Consider the following 26,390-nt stretch of genomic DNA (forward strand, 5'->3'; position numbering starts at 1 on the left):
GAAGTGGTCGTGTGAACATCCTTTGTTTACTAATAATATGTGATTGTAACCTTTTTCCCCATTTCTTCTACCGCATGCTTAAGCTGATCCACAAGATTTTGGCGTATGCCAAGATCAAAGGGCAGACCTGGGTTTTGATATGCACTATTAATCGCCATTCCAACATACAAATTAAGCTCCGTACAGTCCTCAATTAACATCTTTGCGACCAAAGAGCCTCCATTTGGTTTATCCAACTCCTTAAAGTATTCCTCTGTCACGGACTGATTTTTTACAAACTGCTTTAAAAGCTTTAAAACCCGGTTCAGGGTCAGAACGCCTTCTGTTACAAGCTCCACCCCATCAAGCGTGGCAATGGGGGGAATATCTGGGTCATAGTAATGAAGGGAAACAGAAAGCTTCTTTCCAATCTCTCTGGATACAATATTTGCGCTGGTTCCCCCGCAGACGATTCGTTTGGTGGTATCATCTCCTGAGAGAAACTCGCTTACCATTGAGACATCATCCCGTTTGCTTTTGGGTGGCCCAGTCATTAAATGTACCGGCTTCCTGTCAATGATCCTCATAACTGCAACTGTGGTATCATCGCCGGGCCGGTACTGGTAAAGCTCATCACAGGCCGTTGTAAGGGCCGAGGCAAGTCGTATGGCTGAGATGGTCAGACGATACTGCTTTACCGCATAAGAAGCCACATCCTCCCACAGCCACCCGAAATTAAGAAGCTGTCCCACTCCCGCATGAATGGTGCCATCACTCAAAAGAATCAGGGCATCTCCCTTTTTAACCCGAAACCTGTATTCATTGATTGTCTTATCTCGTATGATCCTCGTGTTTTGAGGAATCGGAACAAGGCTCCCATCCCTGATAAAGATACAGCTTGGATTATCAAACTCCACCAGATAAGCCTCACCGCTGTTAAACACCTGCAAAATACTAAACGTGGAGTAAGCCACCTGCCGCACCTGACAAACCGGAAGCGTCTCTACTATGGTTTCCACACATTCCTCTAATGTGGCTCCATTTAAAAACATGGTGCCAAGGATTTTGGAAGTCATGGTTGCCAAAATATTTGCTTTTACTCCGCTTCCCATTCCATCGGCCAGAATCATTAGATTGGATTCATCCGTTTGCAAAAATTCTACTTTATCCCCGCAAAGAACTTCATTGAACTTATTAAGGCTTTTGTAAGCAGCATCTACTGTAATTCCCATCACCGAACCTCGCTTTCGCTTCCTTCATCCAATAAAGATCTGCAAAGCTTCGTCAATGTGGTTTTTGTCTCTGCTGTGGTTTCCCCCAACAGCCCTGCGATTTCCTGGGCCACCATCATCTGCTTGTGGATAACCTTCTGAGCCAAATCAATGGTCTCCAGCTTTTTTTCGTATTCCTGCTTTGCCAGTTCTTCTTCTCTCGTAATATCGATAAATGTAGCTAAAACCATATCCTCTTTTTCAACGTAAACAATGTTCTGCATGGTGGAAAAGCCATATTCCCCGTAGCTCACCTTTTTTCCATGAATCTTTTGATGGGTTTTATATACCCATTGGAAATCAGAAGGATCAATAAACTCGTATAAATACATCGTTAGAGCCTCCTGTCTGCTTTTTCCAAAGTATTTCTCGCCCACTCCAGAAAATTCCAGGATTTTCATGTCTTTATCCACAATCAGTACAATATTTGGTGAAGTTTCCAACACAAGATTAGAAAGGGACTCTGCCTTTTCATTCATAAAAGGAATGCACATATTAAGTTCTGCCTTTTTCTGAAATACAGCGATCGCCTTTTCACGGCATGTGGAATAACCGCAGGCTCCGCAGTTTAGCTCATCCTCCGGTTTACGTTTTCCTGTCATCTTAAAAATCTCTTTGATCTGGGCCTCGGTGGGCATAACTTCCTCTGGTGCCCGGTTCATAAAATGCTTTTGAAATGATAACTGGTCCATGATAGGATTAATCTCTTCCCATGGAACCGGTTCCTTCTCAATAGTTTCTTCCATATCCAGCTTTACTTTAAACCGGGAGATCTTCTCATCTTCCACCAATGGGCCGTTGATGCAGCCACCGGAACATACGTTCATCTCAATAAAGCAACCTTCCATGGTACCCTCTGTTATACTATCACAAAGATCCATACAGTTGCGAATGCCATGGACATAAAGCTTCCGGTAATGATCTCCTTCCTTTTCCGTCGCCAGCACAGAACTGATGATTCCGTTGGCGACCGGGTAAAGGCGGTTTACTCTGGGGTTCTGGTTGGTAAATGGGATATCCTCACAAGATTCGATAGAAATCCCTTCCTCTAAGAGCCATCTCTTAATATCGACAAAACTTAAAACCGCATCAATATATCCAGCATGGCGGGCATCCTCTGCCTCCTTCTTCTTGGCAATACAAGGACCGAGAAACACCACCTTTGTATCATAACCCATCTCCGTCTTCAAAAGCTTTCCATGAGCGATCATAGGTGATACTACCGGTGCCAGATAAGGAATTAACTGCGGATAATAAATCTCCACTAAGTCATTGACGCCAGGACAGCAGGTGGTGATGATGGTGTCCATCTTCCCTTCCTTTAACAGCCGAGTATACTCTGCCGTCACAAGGGCGGCCCCTTCTGCGGTCTCTCTGACATCGGTAAAACCAAGCTTTCGCAGTGCTCCGTTTATCTGGCCAATGGAGTCGTATTTTAATAGCCCCATATAAGATGGTGCCAGGGAGATTATGGTTCTCTCCCCACGGCTTATATATCCCTTGACCAGATCCAGATCACTGATCAGAGTTTTGGCAGACTGTGGACATACCTGCATGCATTTACCACATAAAATGCATTGATCCGGCATGATCTCTGCCAGTTCGTTTTTGATCATGACTGCCTTGACTTCACAGTTACGAATACATTTGTAGCAGTGTTTGCATTTGGTAGCCTTGAAATCAATGATTCCCATGATCAAAGCCTCCCTATAATTTCCCTGTCAAAAAACTCCCTCGTGTCTTCTGGCTTTAAAGAATACAACTGGCCATCAACGGTCACACAAACGCCGCTTACGCAATTACCGCTGCAAAAGGAACCATTTAAATCCACCTGTTCCTCCAGATGACGCTCCTTTACCATAGACTGAAGCTGTGCTACGACTTCCCTTGACCCCTTTAAATGGCATGCGCTGCCGATACAGATTGTAACTCTCATGAGTATTACCCCTCCTATTTTCCCCTTGTTATTGCTTCCCCTATTAAAATATTATCGCATATCAATGTGGGGTTATCAATAAATTTTTACCGATTAGGTGTATTTTTTGCAATACACATTATTTTGACTAACACTCGGTTCTGCCTGGTGGCATCCATCAAAAAACAGGACCAGAAGTTTCCTCTAGTCCCATTTCTACTTATCTCTATCTTATTTCCCTGCAATCTTTGTAATAGAAGCTGTAATTAACTTCTTAAAGATTGGAGCCACCCTGTCAGCTGTCTCCTGAACCTCAGCATGACTTAATGGCTGATCTGTGATGCCACAGGCCATATTGGTAATACAAGAGATGCCACATACCTTCATGCCCATGTGGTTGGCTGCAAGAGCCTCACAGGCGGTACTCATCCCTACAGCATCTGCTCCCAGAATCCGACACATCTGTACTTCAGCTGGAGATTCATATGCTGGGCCTGATAACTGAAGATATACACCTTCTTGAAGTTCAATCCCCTCTTCTTTTGCCACTTCCTTAATGATGCCACGAAGCTCTCTGCGGTAAACATCACTCATATCTGGGAATCTTGGGCCTAATTCTTCTATGTTTTCTCCAAGTAATGGGGAAGGAACAGAGGTCGCAATATGATCCCTAATCAGCATGAAATCTCCTGCATGATATTCCTTATTTACACCGCCGCAGGCGTTGGTAAGAAGCAGAGTCTTAGCACCTAATAATCCCATTAATCTAGTAGGGAGCACCACATCTGTCATAGGATATCCTTCATAAAAATGAACACGTCCCTGCATGATAACTACTGGAACCTTATTTACATAACCAAAAATAAATCTTCCTTTATGTCCTGCAACGGTTGATACAGGAAACCCTTCAATATCATTATAATTAATGGTAGTAACGACTTCTATTTCCTCTGCGTATTCTCCAAGGCCGGAACCAAGGATTAGGGCGACTTCCGGAACAAAATCCGTTTTTTCCCTAACACTTTTCAAACAATTCTGTAATTTTTCATATACTTGATTCATTCGCTTTTATCTCCCTTCACATTCCTGCAGATTCAAAAATACAGGTATTTTTAGTATATCACAAATTCTAATATAACTCATCTAAATTTTGACAAATTAGACGGCACAATGATATACTGAATTTGTCCATTTACCGATATATGGAAATTAATTTCAAGCATATTTTGTAACATAAAAAGGGAGGATTCATATGAAAAAAATGTTATCACTGCTAATGGTTTTTACAATGGCTTTCACCGCATTGACTGGTTGTTCCGGAAAAAAGACTGGCCCGGAAACAAACCCAAAGGACACCACTGCGGCAACGTCACAAGAAGTTACTCAATCAGAAACAACCACGGCTAAGAAGGGCGGCTATCCCCTGAAAATAGGCTCTTTAAAAGGCCCTACCTCCATGGGACTGGTGGAGCTTAAAGATAAGGCTGACAAGGGAACCTCTGAGGGCAGCTATGAGTTTATCATGGTAACCGCAGCTGATGAGCTGCTAGGGAAAATCGTAAACAAAGAACTAGATGTTGCTTTGGTACCTGCCAATATGGCTTCCATTCTTTATACAAAAACAAACCATGAAATCACAGTTCTTGACATCAATACCCTTGGCGTACTTTATGGAATATCAGGAGATGCCTCCATTAAAACCACTGCCGACTTAAAAGGAAAAACAATATATCTCACCGGAAAGGGAACCACTCCAGATTATGTTTTGCAGCACATATTAAAAACCAATGGGCTAACCACAGAAGATGTAACTTTAGAATATAAGTCAGAGGCAACAGAAGTAGCTTCTCTTTTAAAAGAAAAACCAGAGGCCGTTGGCATCCTTCCCCAACCCTTCGCAACCGCAGCCATCACCCAAAACGATAAGCTGAGCGTGGTTCTTGACTTAACAAAAGAGTGGGATGCAAAAGCAAAAGCAGAGGGAGGAAGCCTTGTAACAGGCGTGACCATCTGCAGAAATGACGTATTAAAAGAACACAAAGAAGCTGTGGATACCTTTATGTTGGAACATAAAAAATCAGCTGAATTTGTCAATTCCAATGTAAGCGAAGCAGCCGCTTTGGTGGTATCTTCTGGCATAATCGAGAAGGCACCTATTGCAGAAAAGGCCATTCCATACTGCAGTATTACTTATATTGAAGGGAAAGAGATGAAGTCCCTTTTAAGCGGATACTTAAACGTAATCTTTGGCATAGAACCAACCTCTGTGGGGGGATCTCTTCCTGATGATTCCTTCTATTACATGCCATAATTCTAACCTATAGATAAGGAGACTTTCATGAAATCAGCCACCGTCCGGTTTAAAAGCACCGGTATGATCCTCTTTTGGCTCTTGCTGTGGCAGGTGGCAAGCGTCGCCCTTCACAACAATATTATTTTAGTCGGCCCTCTTGAGGTAATCCATTCACTGCTCTTTCAGGCTTTTACAGTGGAGTTTTGGAAGACCATTGCATTTTCCTTTGGAAAAATCAGCCTTGGCTTTTTCCTGGCTTTTATGGCTGGTATCATAATCGGAGGCGCTGCCTACCGTTTTCCTTTGCTGGAGGACTTCTTACAACCTCCAGTTTCATTTTTAAAGTCTGTACCAGTCGCTTCTTTTATTATTCTGGCACTGATTTGGATTGGATCAGAGAATCTATCCTTATTTATTTCCTTTTTAGTTGTATTTCCCATGATCTACATCCATACCATGGCAGGCTTACGAAGCGCTGATAAAAAGCTTCTTGAAATGGCAAGAGTATTTCGTATGCCTCCATTCAAAAAACTATATTACATTTATCGTCCTGCTCTTCTTCCTCATCTCATCAGTGGATGCCGAGTCGCGCTTGGTATGAGCTTTAAATCTGGAATAGCAGCAGAGGTCATCGGAGTTCCCGGCCATTCCATTGGAGAGAGGCTGTATATGGCAAAAATCTATTTAAGCACGGCCGATTTATTTGCCTGGACACTGGTGATTGTTGTAATCAGTGCTGCCTTTGAAGCTCTATTTTTACGGGTTTTATCCCTGGCATCTCCCACCTCAGTCCTTGTAAAAAGAAGGGAGGAATAAGTTATGGAACTGAATGTAGCACATCTAAACTTATCCTTTCAAGGACTTAAAGTCTTATCAGATGTTAACTTTTCCCTTCATTCTGGCTCGGTTTACTGCCTTATGGGACCATCAGGATCAGGGAAAACTTCATTTTTTAAGATTCTTTTGGGAATCTTAGAAGCTGATTCTGGCCTCATTGAGGCTCCTTCTGATCTTAAAATTGTCGCAGTTTTTCAGGAAGATCGTCTTTGCGAGGAATTTTCACCCATTGAAAATCTCACTATGACGGTTCCAGGCCACTCAAAAGAGCTTCAAAAAAGAGCCAGGGAAGTCCTTTTAAATCTTTTGCCCAGAGAATCCCTCACCCGTCCGGTATCCACCTTAAGCGGTGGTATGAAGCGGCGAGTCGCCATTGGAAGGGCCTTATGGGTGCCCTCCGATGTTATCGTAATGGATGAGCCCTTTACTGGACTTGATCACGAAACAAAGAAAAACGTAATGAGCTATATCAAAGAATGTACCAAGGATAAACTAGTAATTATCAGTACCCATCAGTCTGAGGATGCCTCACTTTTGAATGGTACATTAATCAGTCTTTCATGAAAGGAACGAAAAAACAGTTCATAAAAACAAAAAACGCATTGGCAATATCCTACCCCGTACGAAACGGGAGGATATCAACCAATGCGTTTTTTATAATATTTGATATACTATTATTTTAATTTTAAAGTCTTAAGAGATGCTTCTACCTGATCGATTACAGCTTTATCTTCAGATACTAAGGTAGCGGAAGCACTAAGGTATTTTTTAGTGGCTGCATCATAGGAACCGCTAATAGCGAAATAGCGTACTCCATCCTGAGGAGACTTATAGCGAATGGCATAATCAAACTTCTGACTTCCGTTTTTGCCGTTTTCTACATTATAACGAACAAATTCCATGCCTTCTCCCCTGTCAACCAGTTTCTTATACTCTTCCATGGTTGCAGGATAAACTTCTCTTGCGCCGTCTGCATCTTCACCTTCTGCATAAGTAACTTCTACAATATCGCTTCCGCTTGGTGAGGTAAAGGAAGCTACGCTTTCATCTCCATCTTCATCCACGCTCCAGCCAGATGGTGGTGTAATCTCATATTTTCCAGAAGCTGATGTAAATACGCCAGAGGTAATGCTTCCTGCATCAGCAGAAGTCTTCTGCACATAAGCAGTTGTCTCTTCACTTTCTGCTTCCTTGGTATCTTCAGCATCTGAAGCTTTGCTTCCCTCTTCTTTGGACTCGGAAGATGCTACGGTAGCTGACGCTTCCTTCGTGGATTCTGGCTGCTTTGTATTATTTTTTGATCCACATGCGGTAGCTGCCACCATTACTGTCATGGCTAATGCTATCGCTGCCAACAAATTTTTTCTTCTCATAATAATCACTCCTTCTAATCAGTTTTATTTCTTGTGACGTGGAGAATTATATCATGATAAAAAGGAAAAGTATAGGGTATTAAAGGAACTGAAAGAATCCCCAAAAATTCTTAATAATTTTACCAAGTTCTTTTCGAATCTTCTAATTTAAGAAGTTTAGTCTTAATAGGAAGTCCGCCTCCATACCCTACCAGGCTACCATTTGCCCCAATGACTCTGTGACAGGGAATTATAATAGAAATAGGATTGCGATTATTTGCCATTCCAACCGCACGACATGCCTTAGGATTACCAATGGCTACTGCAATATCCTTATAACTTCTAACCTCTCCATAAGGAATGGTTAAAAGCGAGTCCCATACCTGCATTTGAAATTTAGTCCCCTCAGGCCTAAGAGGCAAATCAAATTTCACTCTTTTGCCTTCCATATACTCTTCTATCTGTAAAGCTGCTTGTTCTATTAAAGGTGTTCTTTCTCTAATTGCTCCCTCAGGCTCCGTAACCTGAAATTCTAAACCAAGAATTGCTTCCTCATCACATACTAATGTTAAAGTTCCAATCTTGCTTTCCATGGTATCCCAGTATCTCATAGACAGCATCTCCTTTCTCTTATGGTTCATTTTAATTTCTTTCATTATATCATAGGTAATTTCAAATATCATAGGATTAACCACCAGAATCAAAACATCCTTTTGTTTTTAAACATTCCTTATAATTCCTTTCGAATGTTTATGAAATGTTTATCGACTGGTCAAACTTCCGTCACAATTTCCAGATATACTAATAAATGTAAAGGACCCCACCTTTTAATATTGACTTTTTATTTTTCATACTCAACCGGCAGGATTAAGAAATTAATCCTGCCGGTTCCTCCATTTCAGGAACAAAACCTCCAAAAAACCACGTAAAATCAAGCTTTTTAAATAATTAAAACTTTTTTTAATATTATTGTTGACAAAAGTATATACATCAGATATAATAACTCTTGCGTTGGAGAAATGCAACAAACGCAAATCACCTCGGGGTGTGGCTCAGCTTGGTAGAGCGCCTGGTTTGGGACCAGGAAGTCGCAGGTTCGAATCCTGTCACCCCGACTGAGATAAAACTGTCAAAAGAGTAATCTCAAACACTTTTGCGGGTGTGGTTCAATGGTAGAACGCTAGCCTTCCAAGCTAGACGCGTGGGTTCGATTCCCATCACCCGCTCTTGAGTCTGTAGCTCAGTTGGATAGAGCAACGGCCTTCTAAGCCGTGGGTCGGGGGTTCAAATCCCTTCAGGCTCGTTCTACATCTCTAACCAAGATGTGGAATTATGGTGGGTATGGCGAAGGTGGTTATCGCGCCAGATTGTGGCTCTGGAGGCCCAGGGTTCGAATCCCTGTACTCACCTTTTCCCTTTTAGGGAATTTTTTTTTATCTGGAGTTTTTATTGGGCTATCGCCAAGCGGTAAGGCACAGGACTTTGACTCCTGCATTCGTTGGTTCAAATCCAACTAGCCCAGTATGGGATACTAGCTCAGGTGGTAGAGCACTTGACTTTTAATCAAGTTGTCCGGGGTTCGAATCCCCGGTGTCTCACGAAAAAAGAAAGACGGATTCTATAAAGAGTCCGTTTTTTCTTACTCAAAACTACTCTCTCACTAACTTTATTAAAAATACAATTTATATTTCTTGACAATTTCTACTTCCAATGGTATCATCTATATTGTTGTCAGCGGGTATGGCGGAATTGGCAGACGCGCCAGATTTAGGTTCTGGTGGGAGACCGTGCAGGTTCAAGTCCTGTTACCCGCATGTCAGGTTTACGGTGAAAGCACCGGAATTCCTTGTAAACACAAGGGGTTCCGGTGCTTTTTTATTTGTCTAAAAGATGATCTCTTCCTATTATAATATAGGTATAGAAAGATTTGTGAAAATCGTTTTTTGAATATTGGAAATATTTTAATATATCTAAATTCATTGTACGGCTTTACAATCGTTATATAATTTTCTGGGAGGTGATATTTTGAAACATCGAGAAAAGAAAACCGAGAAACAGTGGGCCAATGAATTTAACCAGCTAGAAACCGCAAGCAGGGATATGAAAGCCCCATCTGCTCCCCCCGGAGAATTCGAGAACATTCTAAAGGAGATGAATCGAAGAGGAATCAAACCCAAGATCCGGGAAGAGCTAGAGCAAAGAAAGTAAGAAAGCGGTCACTGGCTTGACAGCCGTTTGAAGATATTAATAGGATCAAGCTTTCCGTAACCCCAAATATTATTGGGATAAGTTTGATTTTCTTCACGGTCAGCTTCTCTTATGATCAGGCGGTTGACCTGATTCCCTGTTACAGCCGTGTAATTGCCCAGGCTGTAGGCCCATTCCATGACAGTAGCAGCAACCCCAGTAGTATGGGCCGCTGCCGCCCCAGTGCCTGTAATGGTCCCATACCGGCCTTCTGGTATGGCACAGGGAATCCGGTAGCCAGGTGCTCCAACATCTGGTTTCACCAACCCCAGCCTCGTATACCCTCTTCCAGATTCTAACAAAATTTCTCCATTTTGCTGATTATAGGCTGTGACTGTCAAAGGATGAGACGAATCTCCGTCTGCTGTAATTGTAGTATCGGGATTCGCATTTAAAAAATAAGTCTCGTTTGATATCAAGTTCCCAGATGGCAGCCAGCAGTGAAACGAAAATGGTTCCCCTCGATTACTCCCAACCCTGAAGTACCACGTTCCCGGAGGAATATTCCGAAACCGTACTAAAATGAGCTGATCTCCTGTTTCTTCCTCGAAAAGAATATTATTTACCCAGACCTCACCACTAATCGTCTGAAATGTGATTCTCTGGCAGCTTTCTACCGAAGCATTGATTATCTGAGAAGTTTCAAAGGTAGGTGTTGTTATTTCTATATATAGATTGGATAGTATGTAAGGCCAAATCTCCACCATAAATTCCCGGTCATTTCTCCCTACCACAAGTTGAAAGTTATGATAGAAGGGGGCTGTTACTGTATTGTTAAAGTAATGCCTTTGATTATTTCCCTCATTTCCAGCCGAAATAACGACCCCGGTCTTTGGAAGCTGCACCAGATAATCTAGATAAGCACCAGAAGGTCCTCTCCCATCATGGCCACCTTGACTGCTGCCTAGAGCAAGACAGATGACTATGGGACGATTTAACCGATTGGCTACTCCCACCATATATCGAATTCCCAGCATAATATCTGATTCCTGATAACAGAGAGCATTCTCTGGAACAAAAAATATCTCTTTTAGATTATCTTTGGCCTCTTTTAATTTTACGACAATCAAATCTGCTTCCGGAGAAACCCCTGAAAAATTATATGTATCATCCCGACGACCAGCAATGATGCTTGCAATGGCTGTTCCGTGACCTATGGTGTCCACGGTAGGAACCAATGACAAAGGATCATCTGAAATCAATGCAAAATTAATGAGTTCCTTGGTATATTCTGCCCCAAAGGTAAAACCCCTGGGAGGTACGCTATCCACCAGTGTTTGATCCCAAATGGATATAATTCTGGTGGTATTATCATTGTGCATGAAAGCCGAATGTCGGTAATCAACACCCGTATCCACCACACCTACAATCACCCCTCTTCCAGACGTGGTCACATTGGAACTCGCCTCAGTGGTAAATAAATCTGGAGTATCATAACTTAGGGTAGATTCCAGAGTAAATAAAGCCGGAAACATATGATAAGGACTCCTGCCAAGATCGCAGGCGTCCATCTGCTCCCTTAATATATGAACCAGGGAATTTACATCGGTAAGAGGTGTGATATTATCGCCTGTATTATAAGTTGGTATCAATGCATTATTAATAATAAAATCATAATATCGATTGTCCATAATCTTTTCCATGCATCAACCTCCTGTCTTTTTAATGAAGATATGATACAGTTTATGCGTTTATAGGCTGGATATGAGCAGAAGAATTAACCCAAAACCACACAATATAGTCGCAATAAAGGGGAAACGTCATTATTCATTTTATTTAGTCCTAAATAACTTCTATTTACATATTTTTTCATTAAAAAGATAAAAATTTACTTATTTTACTTTACTTAAACGATTTCTTGCGTTATAATTTATTTAACTCTTCTTAGGAGTGCCGTATTTCCCCAATCCTACGGTACTCCTTTTTTTATTGCCTTCTTTCAAAACCTAAAATCGACCTTATTTTCCAGGAAAATACCATATATTTTATCCTTCCCCATAACACGAGTTTTTTCATCTATTTTAAGCAAACTATTTCGTTAGTTTTAAAAATTCAGGTTTCACAAACTCTTCATAAATCTATCAAAGAATAGACACAATTTTTTCGTATATTTATATTTACGAATAGGTCCCAGGGACCTTTCATATATACTTTTTTTCATACCTGCCGGCAAAGTATTCTGCCGGCTTCCTCTATGTATTTTTGACCGCAATTATCAGGAGATTTTTTAGGTAGATTGGCAACATATAAGTAGTTCCCGATTTACCACCATGATACAATGAGCCTATTCGGGTATCAGGAAACCGCCACTAGCGGAGAATGGAGCGTTTATGAAAAAACATTACGATAAAATTCTTAGGGATTGCGATCTTCGGATCTCTCAAGTGATTCACTTTCAGGTCACAGACCCTTCCAATCAATTCTATGGGGGATTTAGAGACCAGGACGGCCTTGTAGAGCCTAAATATGCCATCTTTCAGGTTACTGATATGATTGCCTGCTATCTTAATGGGGATAGCCGTTACTGCGGAAGTAAAGACATTTATGATAGAATCTCAATTGCTCTCAATTACATAGTAAGAGGCCAAAGAGATAACGGCTTTTTTGATCTGATTAACTGCAACTTTTATTCCGGTGCGGATACTGCTTTTTGCCTGGATGGGCTTTTGCCTTCCTATTTATATGTAAAGCGACTGTTCGAATCAGATAAGACAAGCCCAGTGGACAAGAGCATGTTGGTTCCTTTTAAAGAGTCAATGGAGTCCATCTTAATCAAAGGTGGACAGGCAATGATCGGAAGCGGGTTTCATACTCCCAACCACCGCTGGGCCATTGCTTCTGTTCTCCAAATGCTTTATTCCATTACTGGTGATGAATCCTTTCAAAAGGGAGCGGAGGCCTTTCTGGTGGAGGGTTGTGACTGCAATGAGGACGGGGAATACGCAGAACGCTCTGCAGGCGGTTATAATAAGGTAAATAATAACGCCATGATCATGCTTGGCATTGCCAGCGGGGATGATTCTTTCTTCGAGCCTGTGAAACGGAATTTATCCATGATGCTCACCTACATCGAACCGGATCAAAGTATTTTTACTAATAATTCCACCAGGCAGGACCGGGGAGTAAAGGTCTATCCAGAAGGGTATTATTTAGAATATCTCTACATGGGAATTAGATTTAATGACGAAACTTTTTTGAATACAGCTTGTTCCATTATGAAACTAGCAGAGGAAAAGCAGCTTAGTATGGAGGGCTTTCTTATTTACTTTATGCTTTTGCCAGAGCTTGTGGATTTTGAATATGATACATGCGGGTTATTAACAGATTATTGTTGTCATTATAAGGATTCTGGCATTGTACGCCTGCGCCGGGGAGGCTACTCTGCTTCTATCTTAAAGGAAAGTCCTTCCTTTCTTTATTTCCAGCACGGTGATTTCACCGTGAGTATGAAAATAGGGGCTGGGTTTTGTGAGCATCGGTATTTTACGGCTCAAAGTCTCACAGAGCAATCAGAGAAAAAAGGCTTCCGGTTAAAGGAGACAAAGACAGGTTGGTATTATCTCCCTTTTGACGAACCTCAGGATACTACCGACTGGTGGAAAATGGATCAAAGCAAACGTGATAAGCTGATTGGTCCTGAGATGATTTTTGATGTTATGATATCAGAAGTCGAACATGGGATTGATGTGAAGATAAAAACAGAAGGCATTGACCGGGCACCTTTACGGGTTGAGTTGGCCTTTGATGCGGGCTGCCGTTTGGAATCAGAGTATTTTATCGCAGAAGGTGTAAAAGGAGGCGGTATGGTGGCAAAGAATGGCACTGTGACCGCCACAAAGGGCAAGTATGCTATTTCGGCTGGTCCTGGTTTTGGGAATCATAATTATGTGGCTGGAAAGTTTGGAAGCCAGTCACGTGCTAGTGAATGCTTTACCGTTTACTTTACGGACTTTACTTGCTTTGATCATACCATTTTTTTGCGTGCGGTTCCGGCGGGTTATTGATATGCTATTTATGGGCAAGGCTATTTTTCTTTGGTTCTTGTCCATGTATCTATATCACCGAGACTGACTCTAAAAGGAGCTCTGTCCTATAAAATAGAAAAGCGCCCTTACATTAATAGAATATTACCATTAATTTAAGGGTGCTTAGATTTTATTGCACGGTTCCATCTTTTATCAAGATATCATTATTCTGTAAATATATGTATAATGCTATTTCTAAAAAACTCTCGATCGATTTTTGCATATCTTTCGTATTCTCAGGCCATTTGGCAGAATCTGTACCTATTGAAAAAAGTGTTTTCATCATCTCTTTATCCCCAGACGTAAACTCACATACCAAATCCCACCATCGTTTTGCAAGCTCCTGTCCTCGGATTCCTGCCGGATCATAACCTTGGTGATACAAACTACCAAGTTGTGAAAATAACTCTTTTTCCTCACTTTGTATTTCAGGGTTTTGAAGCAAACTATTATTAATTGTTATCAGCTGATCATCATCAAAATATTGAACAATAAAGGAATAGGGGTTTTCTTGATTCATTAATTTCAGGATCGTAACAATTCTTTCCATACTTACTTTTTGACCAACATTTGTTTCGGAAATAACTATGTCTAGCGTTTCAACTATTTTATTTAAGTTTTGAATTTGATTTAATAATATTTTTCGCTGTGCTGTAAAAACTTTTTCAAGATCATCACCATTTGTCTGCTTTAAAATGATATCATCTATTTCCTTAAGAGAAAATCCTAATGACTTTAAGAATAGAATCTGCTGTAACTTTAGCAAATCATTTCGATCATAAACTCTTTTATGACTTTTGTTATACTTTGAATTCAACAAATTTTTCTGGTCATAAAGTTGAAGTGTCCTTACGGAGATTCCCACTAGACTTGCCAACTCTCCAACCTTAAATAATAGTTTCTTTTCATCTTTCATTCTATTTCACCTCGTATTATATAGTCATAGCTATTCTTAACCTTATCAATAGGCTATGAATTATATAAAGTTTGAACTGATTTTTCTTTAATATAGCATATTTCTATCATGTATAATTAACGTTGAAATAAATATTGTTAGTATATATTAAGCCTATGCTCAACGATCATAGATATTAGATTTTTCTTACGATAGTTCTCCACTTGATATTTTCCAAATTTTTAGATATGTTAACATAACTGCTGCCACTCCAATCACTGTCAATACAAATAGTGCTATCATACTACTATAATTAGTTTGTTTATGAAATGCCAAGCCCTTAAACATTTGCATGGCATGAGTTGCCGGAAAAATACGTCCACCCCACATAAGAACTTTTGGAAGCATTGAGGTGTTAAACATGATGCCACTTAATAGAATCGATGGCAGGAAAACAAGTTGTGAAAATGTCGTAACGAATGACTGATTTCTAGCAAAGGTACCAATTAATACACCAATTGCAGTACTTGTTAAAAGAAAAAGCAGTAAAACGCAAATGAACCTGACGGGATATGTTGGATTATCACTCTTAAAAATAAGATGTGATGTACAAAAAATGATCACTGATACAATCAAAATATGAAAAAATGCGCTGATAGCATGAACAAATGTCACCATTCCATTCGATATTCCGTTTACAGAAAAGGCCCTTAGTGTTCCCGATTCTCGCATTTTAACAAGCGGTCCGGGTATGCCAACAATAGCTCCCATTGTTACGGCAAATATAATCATAGTGGCTGCAAGAGTTGATTTTGTTTCAGGCTGAGTAAAAACCGAACCAATTATAATATAAAATAAAAGGGGAATCACATAATAATTCATTAATGTTCCTTTTTCTCTTAAATCCATATTTAGCTGAATCCAAAGAAATTTCAGAAGTGCTTTCATTTCATTTCACCCCCACTCACAAGTTCAAGGAAGCTTTCTTCTAGTGAAGGTCGCTCAACCCTGAGATCAATTACAAAGTCATTTGCCTCTTTCACACGTTGCATCAAAGCACCTATTGCCAAAGCACTATCACTACACGTCCAGATACTGTAGCAATCTTTTTCTTTAAAGAAGGTTGCACCTTCAATTTTACAGTTAGAACTAAGACTGTTTCTGCCAGTACGGATTGCAATTCTTGTATCACGCTTGCTTGCAGCTGTAACCTCAAAAGGTGTCCCTGTCACTGCAACTGTTCCCTTGATAACAATACTTATCTGATCACAAAGTCCCTCTGCTTCCGCCATATCATGCGTTGCAAGTAACATTGTTACGTTCTGTTTTTTAAGTTTACGAATCTCATTATGCAATTGTGCGCGTCCTTCCACATCAAGTCCTGCAGTCGGTTCGTCTAATACAACGACGCTCGGATTGCAGACTAGTGCAAGTGCAAGATGCAAACGTCGCTGTTGTCCTGTGGAAAGCTGATGATACTTCTTTTTGACCATACCCTCTATTCCAAAGCATTCTAGTAAATCACTTCGATATTTTGTTTCATGCCATGCACAAACAAGTGCCATAGCCTCACTAACTAAGATTCCATCCGGTAATGAGGAAGATTGAAGTTGTACCCCCATGATGTTACGTATCTTTTTTTTATCCTTTTGTGGATTACACCCAGCCACAATTATATTACCACCATCAATTCTCCGCAAGCCTTCTAGGCACTCAAGTGTCGTTGTTTTCCCCGCTCCATTTGGTCCCAGGAGGCCGTAAATCTCTCCCTGTTTAACGCTGAAACTAATCCCATTCACTGCAGAAATAGCTCCGTATTTTTTGATAAGCCCTTTGACTGAGATAACTGAATCGCTCACGATATAACGCCTCACTTTCCAATCGAGTTCGATTTTATTTATAATACACTTCTGTTTTTATTACTAATTGTTAATAATTAACTATTTAATCAGAGTATACAACATTACGTTACGTCGTTAGCAATAGTATTTTAAATATTATTTATATTTTAATACTTTTTTGAGGCTCCTGAGCTTATCTGCCCTTTTGCAACAAAACAGTTAAATCTTCAAATTTTATGTGAATGGCAGGATTGTCCTTTGGGAGATATCTATTCAGTTTTCTACATGGATGTCCTCCATTATCACGTACTTAATGAAGGCTGTATTATGAAGCGGACTGTGTATAAGTGCAAAGTTCTGGCTGTCCATTATGAATGGCCTTAGAAATCTAGATGTGCAGGTTATTTTGATTGCTTGTTTAGATGGTCTTTCTGTTTTCTACATGAAATTGAAGGCGAATTTCCCAAAACAGAAGTGCAGCACTGAATAGTCCATCGGATTCGTAACTCTAACATATTCGTTTCCTATAAGAATATTAAGGTACTCTTGGCAGACCTAAATCGGGTTGTTGCGCCTACGGAAGAGACGTCACTATCCGCATTGGAAGAGTTTGCAAGTAAATAGGATAGCAAGCTTACTGATTGGCGGCTTAACCAGTCCAAAAAATTGTCCGCACCCCTTCTCAAGAAAATATAACTAACAAAATAGACCCTCAAACCAAGTAATAAACCTAGTTTGAAGGTCCAAAAAACTTCTAAAATTGTTTAGTAATCAAGTTTATTCTCTAGCAATATAGGCACAATTATCATTGTCAATTGCATTACTTAAAAGGTTACAAATTCATCTTTTACATTTTGAGAGTTAGGAGACAGATTTTTCTATCTATATTCTACAGTACACTTGCAGATGGGATAATCTTTGTTAAATTTATCTATAAGTCTTTTCATTATTTTAGCATCATTTGGTAATACTTTAACTATGTTATCCCATCCTTTTATCACCAATTTTTCAGGTAATTCAACTAAACCAGTTATTGCATCCCAGAATGCATCCCAATTCATACCATAGAATGTCGGAAAATCAAGTTCTTTTTTTAATATTGCATGTAATTCCTTTGGATCTCTTATTTCTGTTACATCAATTATAATTATCTCTACTCTCGCATCATTATCCATAATTATCCTCCGATTACCATATAGTTACTTCCATGTGCCAATAGTATGTACGGTTTCATAATGGTCATATGTCACATACATTAATCCATTATTTGAATATACTAACCTTGTTCCCGCTTGTTTAGCTCTCGACATTATATTACTTAGCCCTGCATCAGCCTCATACCATACTCTACCTGATGCTTGTGGCAAAACCCCAGTTGTATTCTGAAATACGTCTCCACCGATCTGACCACCTGGAATATAATTGCTAAGCGCTTTTCCTGGTTTCCAACCTTTAGATATTGCTTCTGCTTTTGTTACAAAATTTGATGGTAACCCACCTGTTGTTCTTAAGCTCTCAACTAAAGGATTAGCTAATTCTGTTGTTCTTAAAACTTCTTTATACTTTTCATATTCAACTACATTATGTGCTCCATCAAGTACCCTAGGGGTACCCGATCCTGCAATAGCTCTCATTTGTTGCGCCTGCAGTAACTGCCGGGCCTGTATAAAACCTGTTGCTCCAGCAGGGCTTACTGTTGCTACACCAAATCCAAGACCAGATGCAACTGCACCCGTTGACGCTAGAGCACTGCCAGTAATACCATATGCAAGCACTCCTCCTCCGGTTAAACCAACTGTTGCACCAATTGCTGCACCCTTGGCAACTGCAGTCCATGAATATTTACCTTGTAGGGCTGACGATATCCCGCCTGCTATGGCTCCAGCTGCAGCCCCTATAATTCCTGCAAGAATTAAAAACGGAATATGTCCAGTTGGATCATTATATGACGTTGGATTATTGTAACAATAAGTATACTTGTTCAGGCTAAGGGGATCAATAATATTCTGATCATTAGGCATTTTCCGCATTGTCTTTTCAACGCTGTCTTCCGTTAGGAATCGACCAGTCTCAGCTCTATAGCTCCTTGAGCGTAAGTAATAGGTATTTGTATCTAAGTCAAAATACTCCCCACAATAACGGAACGAATTCTTATCCTCTTTATCTTGATTTCTCTCCACGCCAAAAGCATCATACTCATACGAAGCTTTACACACTCCGTCTTGATTCCACAGATGGGTCACGTCCCCATGTTCATTAAATATGTAATAGTATACCACACGATCTATTTCACAGGCAATTAAGTTAATTCCTCTTAAATAGGTTTTTATCTTTTCGTTCTCAGTCTGTTCCGCTACAATATCAGTTCCATCCCAGTAAAACAAATTTGTTTTACTCTGGCTTTCAGACAGTTTTCTCACTTCGACGCTGTGTCGCAGGTCATCTCCCCGGTACTGATATGTGATCTCTTTCTCATCTTGGTTTATTTGGATCAGTTGGTTGAATCCATCATAATGTCTCCACTCATAAACTGTTGGAGTCTCTTTTTTTAAATTTCCGGATAACTTGACATTTCCTGGGTAGTCAGGTGTTGGAGATGATTTCTCCCAAATCCGGAAGGTTTCATTCCCATTATCATCATAACGGTATCGATAAGTTTCCGTTGTTTTTCCTTGCTTTTTTCTTTCCATTTCCAGGCGATTGTTTAAACCATACTCATAGCTGGTAATACTAATCAGCTCATCTTTTGTTCTTCCTTCCACCATCATTCTTATACGGTTGGAATAGGCATCATAGGAATAAAGCGTCCGCTTCCAACCGGAATAATCTTCTTCTATCAGGTGACCTAGCTGATTATAGCGGTAGGTAATTGTAACTGGTGCCAAACTGAATTTATTAATCTTGCTTAGGATATTTCCGTTCACATCATAGTCGTATTCCCATGCAGAGATCACGTTTCCCTGCCGATTATTCTCTAGAGATATTATCTTGTCAGCATCATTATACTTATAACGTGTTTCCACACCGGACTGGGGATAGCGTAGGGTTTTACGATTACCTTTTTTATCATATTCGTACTCTGCCAGAATCTCTCCGACAGCGCTATTTCTCCTTACCTGCTTTAAACGGTATAAGTCATCATAGATATAATAAAAACTAACCTCCAGGCTAGCATTTCCTCCCCGGGTTAATTGAAAAGACTGACGGTTTCCATATATGTCATATGTATAGTCTTTTTTTGCATTTCCGGGATCTTCCTGACGAATTAGCTGACCTTTATTATTGAAGTAGCACTTTATTTCAAGGAGGACGGTTTGTTTTCCTCCCCTTGATTCTCTACTAACCTCCTGAATTCGCTTGCCATTCTTGCTATAAGCGTACTCCCTTTCGCTGGTTACCAATCCATCAGGAGTCCTTTTTTGTACAGTCTCCTTCATCAGATGTTCCAGAGCGTCATACTGATAAATGGTTTGATCCTTGTTCCTGTCCGTTTTTTTCAGCAGTCTTCCGACCTTGTCATACTCAAAATATTCCGAACAACCGCGGGAATCTGTCATTGCCGTTACATTTCCAAAACGATCATAGATATATTTTACTACTTCTCGTCCTTCACCGTATGGAGTGTCTCCAGTTCTTCTTAGAATGACTTGATCTAATACATCATACTGGCATGTGGTCTTAATCCAACTGTCCGAATTTAGGTGCTGGTAGGTATCGGTTAATCGGTTTCTGGCGTCATAAACATATTGGGTGTCCTGCCAGCCAACTTCTTGAGCCTTTTTTTCCCTTATTATATTTCCGGCTCCATCATAGTAATATTTTATAATCTGGCTACGGTGATCAAATGGTGAGATGATCTGCACCAGACGTCCTGACTTATCGTATAGGAATTCAGTTTTCTTTCCTACTTCATCCCAGTAGAAGCGTTTATTACCTAATGCATCATATTGAGTGCTTGTGATTCTCTCCTGGCCGGAGTCCAGCCGTATGTATTTTACTATCCGGCCTGCATAATCATACTCCCACCGATCCGCTTTATTTTTGGCATCAATTTTCCGGATATTATTACTTGCATTGTCATATTCGTAGGTAAACAATCTCTCGCCAGCTAATATTTCCTTTCGAACACGGTCTTTTTGATCTTTATAACGTTCCGTCACAATATCTGGAGCATAGATGTCTCCTGCTACTTTTTTTACTTCACGATAGTATATCCTGCCATCTGTGGGATCGGTGAATACCTCATTGTATTCATATTTCTCTTCATAACCCACTTGTGGAATCGAACGGGATATCACTCGCCCAAATGAATCGTAGGTATAACGCTCCGTCTTTCTTACGTTGTTTGCAGATGCGCCATTTCCATCATATGTGATGGATTCAATTAGTTCTCCCCATGTGTTGTATCGGAAATCCTGTAGTATAATGTCACCGGGCGCTGGTTCATTCGATGCAGCAAGGGAGACCTGCTGAATTTGTCCAAGGGGTGTGTATTGAATTCTTTTTTTCTGGCGATTCGCATCTGTTTCTATGATGTAGTTTAAACGGTCGTTATAATAGGTTTCATTTACTGCCTGCTGGCCGTCTGTAGGAGGAAATATTTCTAATACTACTCGTCCCATTACGTCATAGCGTAGATTAGTTACCTGATTCCTGGAATCTTTTTTAGAAACCAACCGGCCCCAGTTATCGTAATTATATTCTTCCTTTATTGGATCACAGGGCCTACCATCCGCATCTATGATGCCATTTTGTTCTTTTGTTATAAATTTATGGGTGTATCTGCTGACAGAGTGGGAAAGAGTGCTGTATTTATATATTGTTTCAGCATATTCACCTGACTGCTCTAGATCTCCGCTATCTGCCAGGAAATACCTTTTTTCGTTGGTCACACAGTAGGGGTTTTGAGAATCATTATAATTGTATTCTGTTTTTTCTTTCAAGACTCCATTTTGATAGACCCGATGGTACTTTATGGCTCGATTTCCTAATGTCGTATGAAGTTCATTTGTTTCTCTAATTAGGTCATCGCCCTTTTTTCTTTCTGTTTCAAGAATAATACTGTAGTCTCCGTAACTGGTATTTATTTCTTGGTTACAGGAAGGATCATTTGTGTATTCTTCAATCAACTGGATGATATTGGCTTTTCGGTCTGCGGAATATTTCCAAAATATTTTCTTTTCTAGGAATTTTGCTTCATCGTTCCTATCAAACATTTGATCGATTTCTGACACAATTAATTTATTGCTATATTTATAGATGCTTTTTGAGATGAGTGAATTTAGATGCCGGACTTCCTTTTTTATTAGCTGTCCGTACGAATCGAATTGATGGGTTTCCAGAATATCCTGATGATGTTTTACATCTGCATACGTGATATATTCACCATTGCTGTGGTCGTAAGTGTGTCCGGAATCTAGCTTGTAATCATATTCGCACTGGTTATATACGTTTCCGTCAGCAATATCCTTTTTCATTGACAACCCAAAATGAGTGATTCTTCCACCAGCCTCATTTATAATGTTAAATACCCTGTCATATGTTAATTGTGTAGATGCTTGATTTGGATATGTGATACTCTCTAGCAGCAAATAACTTCGTGCTCTATTTTCGGTGGTATATTCTGATACCTTTTTAGAGGAATAACGCATAATACCCTTATATTTTTCTGGATTATAATAGTTATAATGGGTCGTGCTTCCCCCTTGGTCTGTTACTGCGGTAAGCTTAAGCGGCTGTGTCTGATCAATATGATAGGAAATTTCACATGCTTTACCAGCTGTACTTTCTGGTAACCTCCACACAAGACCGTAATCTGTTTTCTCCAGGCTAATGTTACGTCCCCAGGTATCCACTATTGCCATACCATCCTGTTTTTTTAGATCATAAAAAATAACATTTCCGAACTTATCCTGCCTAGCTACCAATGTAAACTGATATAAATATAAACTATTTCGATTACCATTAATATTAAATAAATCTTTAAAATAGTCCTTATTTCCGTTCTTGTATTCAATTATGATATCATAATTTTTTGAAATATTGGGTGTATGAGGGTGTTGAATTGTACCTGATTTGTCCACAATACTGACATCATTTAGACTATGATCTACAAAACCGTCTAAGTACCGGTTCATTTTTAAACTTCTACCATCTTCCAGATGCAGAATACAATCATATGCTGGCGTCTCTATTATGATCGGTTTCATATTTACTCCAGATAGGTCTATATATGAATATTTTAGATAACGTACAGTTTCAATTGATGGTAAAACAAAGGACCAGCCATATCCCAGTCCATATGTGCCAGTATAGAAGCTATTATCCTTGGACCCCGTTCTTAGTTTATCATTTTTGAAATGGGGGTCCATATCCACTAGATTTGCACAACCTGAGTCATATCGTCTGGCAATTGATACATCAAATCCATCTCTGCCCGGCAGAACAAAATCTGTTACATCATATTGTACATCACCCGTGCTCAATCTAACATTTATCTGATTTGATTCAAAGTAGTTAAATGGGGATTCTGGATACTGTTTTATATCAGAAAATGTTTCTTCGTCGGTAGACAGTGTGGTCTGAGCAAGCATTGTACTAAGACTTTTTGCTTCTTTTTCTTCTCCACTTGATGTATTTTCCACCGTATTAGTATCTGATATATCCCATTCATTTTTCTCATTGTGATCCTCTAAAATCTTTTTATCGTCCATTTAATCCTTTCTTAATCTTAATATAATGATATTACTGCACTTCCGGTTCCCTTGGCGACAAATTCAACCAAAGCAATGGAACCACTAAAACACTCATTCGGACTTAACTGTCTGGTTGATTGAAACCTTAGATTTCCAGGAATACAGGAGTATATATTTACATTTTCTTCTGGATAACTTCCGGGTTTTGTTATACTTTTCGGGCTCCCGGCTGCAAAGTTATTTAATTCCAATAAGTATGGATCATACTTGAATTTCATGTGTATCCTGTCTAAACCACTTACCTCCTGGGCTTTTAGCAGCACTGTATATTGTTTACCGGCCTTTACTGGGTATTCCATGGTGCTGCTGCGATAAAAGATAGGGATAACTGGTATTTGTTTGGTTTCTAAATAATCAGACTCGTCCCCATTAGGAGCATGTACCTTGATCCGGTACATTGCATTGGACGCCCCAATTGGAATGGAATCTATTAGTCCTCGGTGTTCTTCTATCTGTTTTTGGGAATCCAATTCATGATAATTTAATCCTTTTTTTTCCCATTCGTTAAATGTAAGCCATCTGGAATCAATACCTTCCCATGAAATACCAGGTAGCGTGGTCTTCTCCTCTTCGTCCCATGTATTTTCAGATTTTTCCAGGATACTCCAGGTATTATTAAGTTCGTCCAGTTCCAGCCACGTACGTCCCTGCTCTATACCGAGCAGTTCAACTCCGGAGCCTCTAAATATTTCAAAACTTATATTCCGGCTTTCTAACTGCTGCCATGTATATGAATGATTTTCAAGCTGTGACCAGCTTAACTGCTCATGATCAAGGCGTTCCCAGTGTTGACCTATGCCGGTTCTGGTTTCAATTTGATGCCAGTTTAAGAAAGTCTCATCGTGACTGCTCCATGTTTCATTAGAACTATCAAAATTATCCCAGGTGCATCCTGACAGGGCTTGTGAAAAAGATTCATTAAATAAGCGTTCTAACGTATATTTTTTATCTTCTTCCACCGCTCCCCAACTGATTTGTACTTGTTCTCCCTCGTAAAGGGTGGGAATATGTAAACATTCCGGTCGGTTCATAAGTAATCGGTATCTCCTTTCGTTTTTATTGGTAAATTTAGCTTTAGTTTCAAAATTGATTGAGTTTATATTTATTTTTTTGGCTCTACCACCTATATTGTATAGTATTTATGATGTATTAAGTTTTAGTGCTATGTGTTTTTGCTAAATATATTTTATGATTGGTGATTTTTCAAAAAGATACATTTATTATGCTTATACTCCTTATTTATAAAGAAGAAACAAGAAGTATAAGCAGTTTCGTATTAATTAAGTAAATAGCAATTTAGCTAAAAATGTACCGAAGAATCTAAACTAAATAGTGGAACTTTTGGGGGTGGTAAGGATAGAGCATTTATAAAGTGTGAAGTAATAAGCACGGGAGATATGTTCAACCCCTTTATAAACATTCCGACTGACAATGGCGTTTGGTGTATCGGTACTTATTCAAAAAATAATGAACTTATGTTTCGATATTACCCTAAAGACGGAAGTCCAGGTGGAGTAGCGGCGATAATATCGCTACCAACCAATGATAGATGGATCGGATCGGATAACTAAAATGATCATTTGACTATGGTATAACCGGATAACTAAATGTTAAATATCCATCACCAACAGTATTCGATACAACATTTGCCATCAAAACCGTTGAGTTGTGATTTAAGTACACACAAGCAAGTACGGCACCTGTTATTGCGTTGAAAATTGACACTGCTGTTCCTAAGGCTGGTTTTGGCATAACTACTGAAAGCGTCCTTCCGGTGCCAGCAATCCCAAATTTAATATCGCTCATTCGTACATAGCAGACTCCGTTTTTTATTATATACTCAATTAATCCAATGGGTACTTCAATTGTTGAGTAAGCTGGGCGCACTATACTTAAATTTTGCGGATTTAACTTATTACTTACTGTAGTTATATTGCTATTTAACTTAGCAATTTTTTCATCAATAGCCATATTGCCATTAGAAAAATCCTGTTCTAACTTAGTTACCTTCTCATCAATAATTACATTATCATTGACAAAATCCTGTCTTACTGGCTTATCAGATGCTTCCCACATATTTAATCCTAATGATGTTTTATTTGTACTTGACATATTATTATTTCTCCTTTTTCAATTTAAATATTTCTTCTTCAATCTCTTTAGTTTCAAAACCATTTTGTTCTTTAACTTCATACAACTGTGGCGTACATATTTTTTTAAACTTTTATTTATATATAACTAATTCCACGCTACTAGTTCATTGCCGTACAAAGCAGTTACCTGTTATTTTTTTCAGATTATTTTATTACTATATACACGTTTTCACAAAGTAAGCTCTAATCTTCTACGTCATCCCCCCGTCTTACAATCGAACGCATGTTCTTTTTCCGATATCAAGATTATAATACTCTCAACGCTAATTGTCAATATAGTTTCGAACATATGTTCTTTTTTCCATTGGATAACTAGTTACGAAAATCAGAATCATTTGAAAATAATTACGTTAAACTCTCATAACACTACTAACAAAAATCATAGAAATCAAGTTCTCTTCTGCATCAAAACGCTAATTTATTTACCTATACAACAATGGCCAAACTTAGATATCCCAAATCAAATCAACAGTAGCGGTTAAATAAATACTTTCACAAAAGTAAAATAAAGGTACTTACCACGAATGTATATAATAAAATCAACTTAAGACGGATGAAAAACATTAGATAATCAAAACTTAAGTTTATAAAAACACCTTGTTCTGATAAGAATTATTTCGAATGAAAAAGAAAATCTATGCATATTTATTGCTGCTTAAAAAAGCATAAAAGACGAGTTAAATCTAAATCATTGAAAAACATTTTAGAAACAAATAACAAGACTGATACATATATCTACTAATATAATAATTATTTATATCAGGGGTTTTAGCATTTCTTACTCTATATTATTAATTTTATCGAAACCAAAAAAACACATCAAAAAA

Annotated in this window: 19 protein-coding genes and 7 tRNA genes; 12 read left to right on the forward strand and 14 right to left on the reverse strand. The window is 39.2% G+C overall.

What is annotated here, in order from left to right; all coding sequences use genetic code 11:
* Positions 1 to 29: 29 nt before the first annotated feature.
* From BET01_RS11575 to BET01_RS11590, 4 genes are all read right to left on the reverse strand, one after another.
* The gene (locus tag BET01_RS11575; RefSeq protein ID WP_120196979.1) at positions 30 to 1,211 is read right to left on the reverse strand and encodes a SpoIIE family protein phosphatase; all 1,182 of its coding nucleotides are present in this window, start codon (positions 1,209 to 1,211) and stop codon (positions 30 to 32) included.
* A complete protein-coding gene (locus BET01_RS11580) occupies positions 1,211 to 2,944 on the reverse strand; it encodes a [Fe-Fe] hydrogenase large subunit C-terminal domain-containing protein (protein WP_120196980.1) in 1,734 nt (577 codons plus the stop codon). Before BET01_RS11580 ends, BET01_RS11575 begins: the two co-directional genes overlap by 1 nt.
* A gap of 2 nt (positions 2,945 to 2,946) precedes the next feature.
* Positions 2,947 to 3,186, reverse strand: a complete 240-nt coding sequence (locus BET01_RS11585; RefSeq protein WP_120196981.1) for a (2Fe-2S) ferredoxin domain-containing protein — start codon at positions 3,184 to 3,186, stop codon at positions 2,947 to 2,949.
* Between the two features lie 210 nt (positions 3,187 to 3,396).
* Positions 3,397 to 4,227 (reverse strand): purine-nucleoside phosphorylase, encoded by an 831-nt coding sequence (locus BET01_RS11590; protein ID WP_120196982.1) that lies wholly within the window; start codon positions 4,225 to 4,227, stop codon positions 3,397 to 3,399.
* A 190-nt stretch (positions 4,228 to 4,417) separates the two neighbouring features.
* Between BET01_RS11590 and BET01_RS11595 the strand changes: the two genes are divergently transcribed.
* From BET01_RS11595 to BET01_RS11605, 3 genes are read left to right on the forward strand one after another with little or no spacing between them, the layout of a single operon-like run.
* Positions 4,418 to 5,476, forward strand: coding sequence for an ABC transporter substrate-binding protein (locus BET01_RS11595; RefSeq protein WP_120196983.1), 1,059 nt, complete (start codon positions 4,418 to 4,420; stop codon positions 5,474 to 5,476).
* Positions 5,477 to 5,503: 27 nt separating this feature from the next.
* Complete coding sequence (locus BET01_RS11600) at positions 5,504 to 6,274, forward strand: ABC transporter permease (protein ID WP_120196984.1); 771 nt, start codon at positions 5,504 to 5,506, stop codon at positions 6,272 to 6,274.
* A gap of 3 nt (positions 6,275 to 6,277) precedes the next feature.
* Positions 6,278 to 6,859 (forward strand): ATP-binding cassette domain-containing protein, encoded by a 582-nt coding sequence (locus tag BET01_RS11605; RefSeq protein WP_120196985.1) that lies wholly within the window; start codon positions 6,278 to 6,280, stop codon positions 6,857 to 6,859.
* Between the two features lie 110 nt (positions 6,860 to 6,969).
* Here the strand turns inward: BET01_RS11605 and BET01_RS11610 are convergent, their stop codons facing one another.
* Together BET01_RS11610 and BET01_RS11615 are read right to left on the reverse strand one after the other, a co-directional pair.
* Positions 6,970 to 7,668: a hypothetical protein gene (locus BET01_RS11610; protein ID WP_120196986.1), complete on the reverse strand. Its 699-nt coding sequence runs from the start codon at positions 7,666 to 7,668 to the stop codon at positions 6,970 to 6,972.
* Between the two features lie 119 nt (positions 7,669 to 7,787).
* Positions 7,788 to 8,258 carry a methylated-DNA--[protein]-cysteine S-methyltransferase gene (locus tag BET01_RS11615; protein ID WP_120197005.1) on the reverse strand — a complete coding sequence of 157 codons (471 nt, stop codon included), beginning with the start codon at positions 8,256 to 8,258 and terminating at the stop codon, positions 7,788 to 7,790.
* Between the two features lie 430 nt (positions 8,259 to 8,688).
* Here BET01_RS11615 and BET01_RS11620 point away from each other — a divergent pair.
* The 8 genes from BET01_RS11620 (at position 8,689) to BET01_RS11655 (ending at position 9,855) form a co-directional block, all read left to right on the forward strand.
* A tRNA-Pro gene (locus tag BET01_RS11620) sits at positions 8,689 to 8,762 on the forward strand.
* Positions 8,763 to 8,802: 40 nt separating this feature from the next.
* A tRNA-Gly gene (locus BET01_RS11625) sits at positions 8,803 to 8,873 on the forward strand.
* 3 nt (positions 8,874 to 8,876) lie between these two features.
* A tRNA-Arg gene (locus BET01_RS11630) sits at positions 8,877 to 8,950 on the forward strand.
* Positions 8,951 to 8,981: 31 nt separating this feature from the next.
* A tRNA-His gene (locus BET01_RS11635) sits at positions 8,982 to 9,057 on the forward strand.
* A gap of 40 nt (positions 9,058 to 9,097) precedes the next feature.
* Positions 9,098 to 9,169, forward strand: a tRNA-Gln gene (locus BET01_RS11640).
* A 3-nt stretch (positions 9,170 to 9,172) separates the two neighbouring features.
* Positions 9,173 to 9,245, forward strand: a tRNA-Lys gene (locus BET01_RS11645).
* Between the two features lie 136 nt (positions 9,246 to 9,381).
* Positions 9,382 to 9,461 (forward strand) — tRNA-Leu (locus BET01_RS11650).
* Positions 9,462 to 9,672: 211 nt separating this feature from the next.
* Complete coding sequence (locus BET01_RS11655; RefSeq protein ID WP_120196987.1) at positions 9,673 to 9,855, forward strand: hypothetical protein; 183 nt, start codon at positions 9,673 to 9,675, stop codon at positions 9,853 to 9,855.
* 8 nt (positions 9,856 to 9,863) lie between these two features.
* Here BET01_RS11655 and BET01_RS11660 read toward each other — a convergent pair whose 3' ends face one another.
* A complete protein-coding gene (locus tag BET01_RS11660; protein WP_120196988.1) occupies positions 9,864 to 11,537 on the reverse strand; it encodes a S8 family peptidase in 1,674 nt (557 codons plus the stop codon).
* Between the two features lie 687 nt (positions 11,538 to 12,224).
* Here BET01_RS11660 and BET01_RS11665 point away from each other — a divergent pair.
* Positions 12,225 to 13,898: a hypothetical protein gene (locus tag BET01_RS11665; protein WP_120196989.1), complete on the forward strand. Its 1,674-nt coding sequence runs from the start codon at positions 12,225 to 12,227 to the stop codon at positions 13,896 to 13,898.
* A gap of 151 nt (positions 13,899 to 14,049) precedes the next feature.
* On the opposite strand, the gene BET01_RS11670 is transcribed toward BET01_RS11665, so the two are convergent.
* From BET01_RS11670 to BET01_RS11700, 7 genes are all read right to left on the reverse strand, one after another.
* The gene (locus BET01_RS11670) at positions 14,050 to 14,835 is read right to left on the reverse strand and encodes a MerR family transcriptional regulator (RefSeq protein ID WP_120196990.1); all 786 of its coding nucleotides are present in this window, start codon (positions 14,833 to 14,835) and stop codon (positions 14,050 to 14,052) included.
* A gap of 186 nt (positions 14,836 to 15,021) precedes the next feature.
* Complete coding sequence (locus BET01_RS11675; protein ID WP_120196991.1) at positions 15,022 to 15,762, reverse strand: ABC transporter permease; 741 nt, start codon at positions 15,760 to 15,762, stop codon at positions 15,022 to 15,024.
* Positions 15,759 to 16,673, reverse strand: a complete 915-nt coding sequence (locus BET01_RS11680; RefSeq protein WP_120196992.1) for an ABC transporter ATP-binding protein — start codon at positions 16,671 to 16,673, stop codon at positions 15,759 to 15,761. The genes BET01_RS11675 and BET01_RS11680 overlap by 4 nt, the downstream gene beginning before the upstream one ends.
* Positions 16,674 to 17,533: 860 nt before the next feature.
* Positions 17,534 to 17,830, reverse strand: coding sequence for a barstar family protein (locus BET01_RS11685; protein ID WP_120196993.1), 297 nt, complete (start codon positions 17,828 to 17,830; stop codon positions 17,534 to 17,536).
* Positions 17,831 to 17,854: 24 nt separating this feature from the next.
* Positions 17,855 to 23,368: an RHS repeat-associated core domain-containing protein gene (locus BET01_RS11690; RefSeq protein WP_120196994.1), complete on the reverse strand. Its 5,514-nt coding sequence runs from the start codon at positions 23,366 to 23,368 to the stop codon at positions 17,855 to 17,857.
* Between the two features lie 17 nt (positions 23,369 to 23,385).
* Positions 23,386 to 24,441 (reverse strand): cohesin domain-containing protein, encoded by a 1,056-nt coding sequence (locus tag BET01_RS11695; protein ID WP_120196995.1) that lies wholly within the window; start codon positions 24,439 to 24,441, stop codon positions 23,386 to 23,388.
* 553 nt (positions 24,442 to 24,994) lie between these two features.
* Positions 24,995 to 25,522, reverse strand: coding sequence for a hypothetical protein (locus BET01_RS11700; protein WP_120196996.1), 528 nt, complete (start codon positions 25,520 to 25,522; stop codon positions 24,995 to 24,997).
* Between the last annotated feature and the right edge of the window lie 868 nt (positions 25,523 to 26,390).

The sequence above is a fragment of the Lacrimispora algidixylanolytica genome (genome assembly GCF_003609635.1).
GTDB lineage: Bacteria > Bacillota > Clostridia > Lachnospirales > Lachnospiraceae > Lacrimispora > Lacrimispora algidixylanolytica.

What these genes read in the sequence shown, in the direction of transcription:
- BET01_RS11575 (WP_120196979.1), bottom strand. Translation starts at nt 1,211, where the DNA reads ATGGGAATTACAGTAGATGCTGCTTACAAAAGCCTTAATAAGTTCAAT.
- BET01_RS11580 (WP_120196980.1), bottom strand. Translation starts at nt 2,944, where the DNA reads ATGGGAATCATTGATTTCAAGGCTACCAAATGCAAACACTGCTACAAA.
- BET01_RS11585 (WP_120196981.1), bottom strand. Translation starts at nt 3,186, where the DNA reads ATGAGAGTTACAATCTGTATCGGCAGCGCATGCCATTTAAAGGGGTCA.
- BET01_RS11590 (WP_120196982.1), bottom strand. Translation starts at nt 4,227, where the DNA reads ATGAATCAAGTATATGAAAAATTACAGAATTGTTTGAAAAGTGTTAGG.
- BET01_RS11595 (WP_120196983.1), top strand. Translation starts at nt 4,418, where the DNA reads ATGAAAAAAATGTTATCACTGCTAATGGTTTTTACAATGGCTTTCACC.
- BET01_RS11600 (WP_120196984.1), top strand. Translation starts at nt 5,504, where the DNA reads ATGAAATCAGCCACCGTCCGGTTTAAAAGCACCGGTATGATCCTCTTT.
- BET01_RS11605 (WP_120196985.1), top strand. Translation starts at nt 6,278, where the DNA reads ATGGAACTGAATGTAGCACATCTAAACTTATCCTTTCAAGGACTTAAA.
- BET01_RS11610 (WP_120196986.1), bottom strand. Translation starts at nt 7,668, where the DNA reads ATGAGAAGAAAAAATTTGTTGGCAGCGATAGCATTAGCCATGACAGTA.
- BET01_RS11615 (WP_120197005.1), bottom strand. Translation starts at nt 8,258, where the DNA reads ATGAGATACTGGGATACCATGGAAAGCAAGATTGGAACTTTAACATTA.
- BET01_RS11660 (WP_120196988.1), bottom strand. Translation starts at nt 11,537, where the DNA reads ATGGAAAAGATTATGGACAATCGATATTATGATTTTATTATTAATAAT.
- BET01_RS11665 (WP_120196989.1), top strand. Translation starts at nt 12,225, where the DNA reads ATGAAAAAACATTACGATAAAATTCTTAGGGATTGCGATCTTCGGATC.
- BET01_RS11670 (WP_120196990.1), bottom strand. Translation starts at nt 14,835, where the DNA reads ATGAAAGATGAAAAGAAACTATTATTTAAGGTTGGAGAGTTGGCAAGT.
- BET01_RS11675 (WP_120196991.1), bottom strand. Translation starts at nt 15,762, where the DNA reads ATGAAAGCACTTCTGAAATTTCTTTGGATTCAGCTAAATATGGATTTA.
- BET01_RS11685 (WP_120196993.1), bottom strand. Translation starts at nt 17,830, where the DNA reads ATGGATAATGATGCGAGAGTAGAGATAATTATAATTGATGTAACAGAA.
- BET01_RS11690 (WP_120196994.1), bottom strand. Translation starts at nt 23,368, where the DNA reads ATGGACGATAAAAAGATTTTAGAGGATCACAATGAGAAAAATGAATGG.
- BET01_RS11695 (WP_120196995.1), bottom strand. Translation starts at nt 24,441, where the DNA reads ATGAACCGACCGGAATGTTTACATATTCCCACCCTTTACGAGGGAGAA.
- BET01_RS11700 (WP_120196996.1), bottom strand. Translation starts at nt 25,522, where the DNA reads ATGTCAAGTACAAATAAAACATCATTAGGATTAAATATGTGGGAAGCA.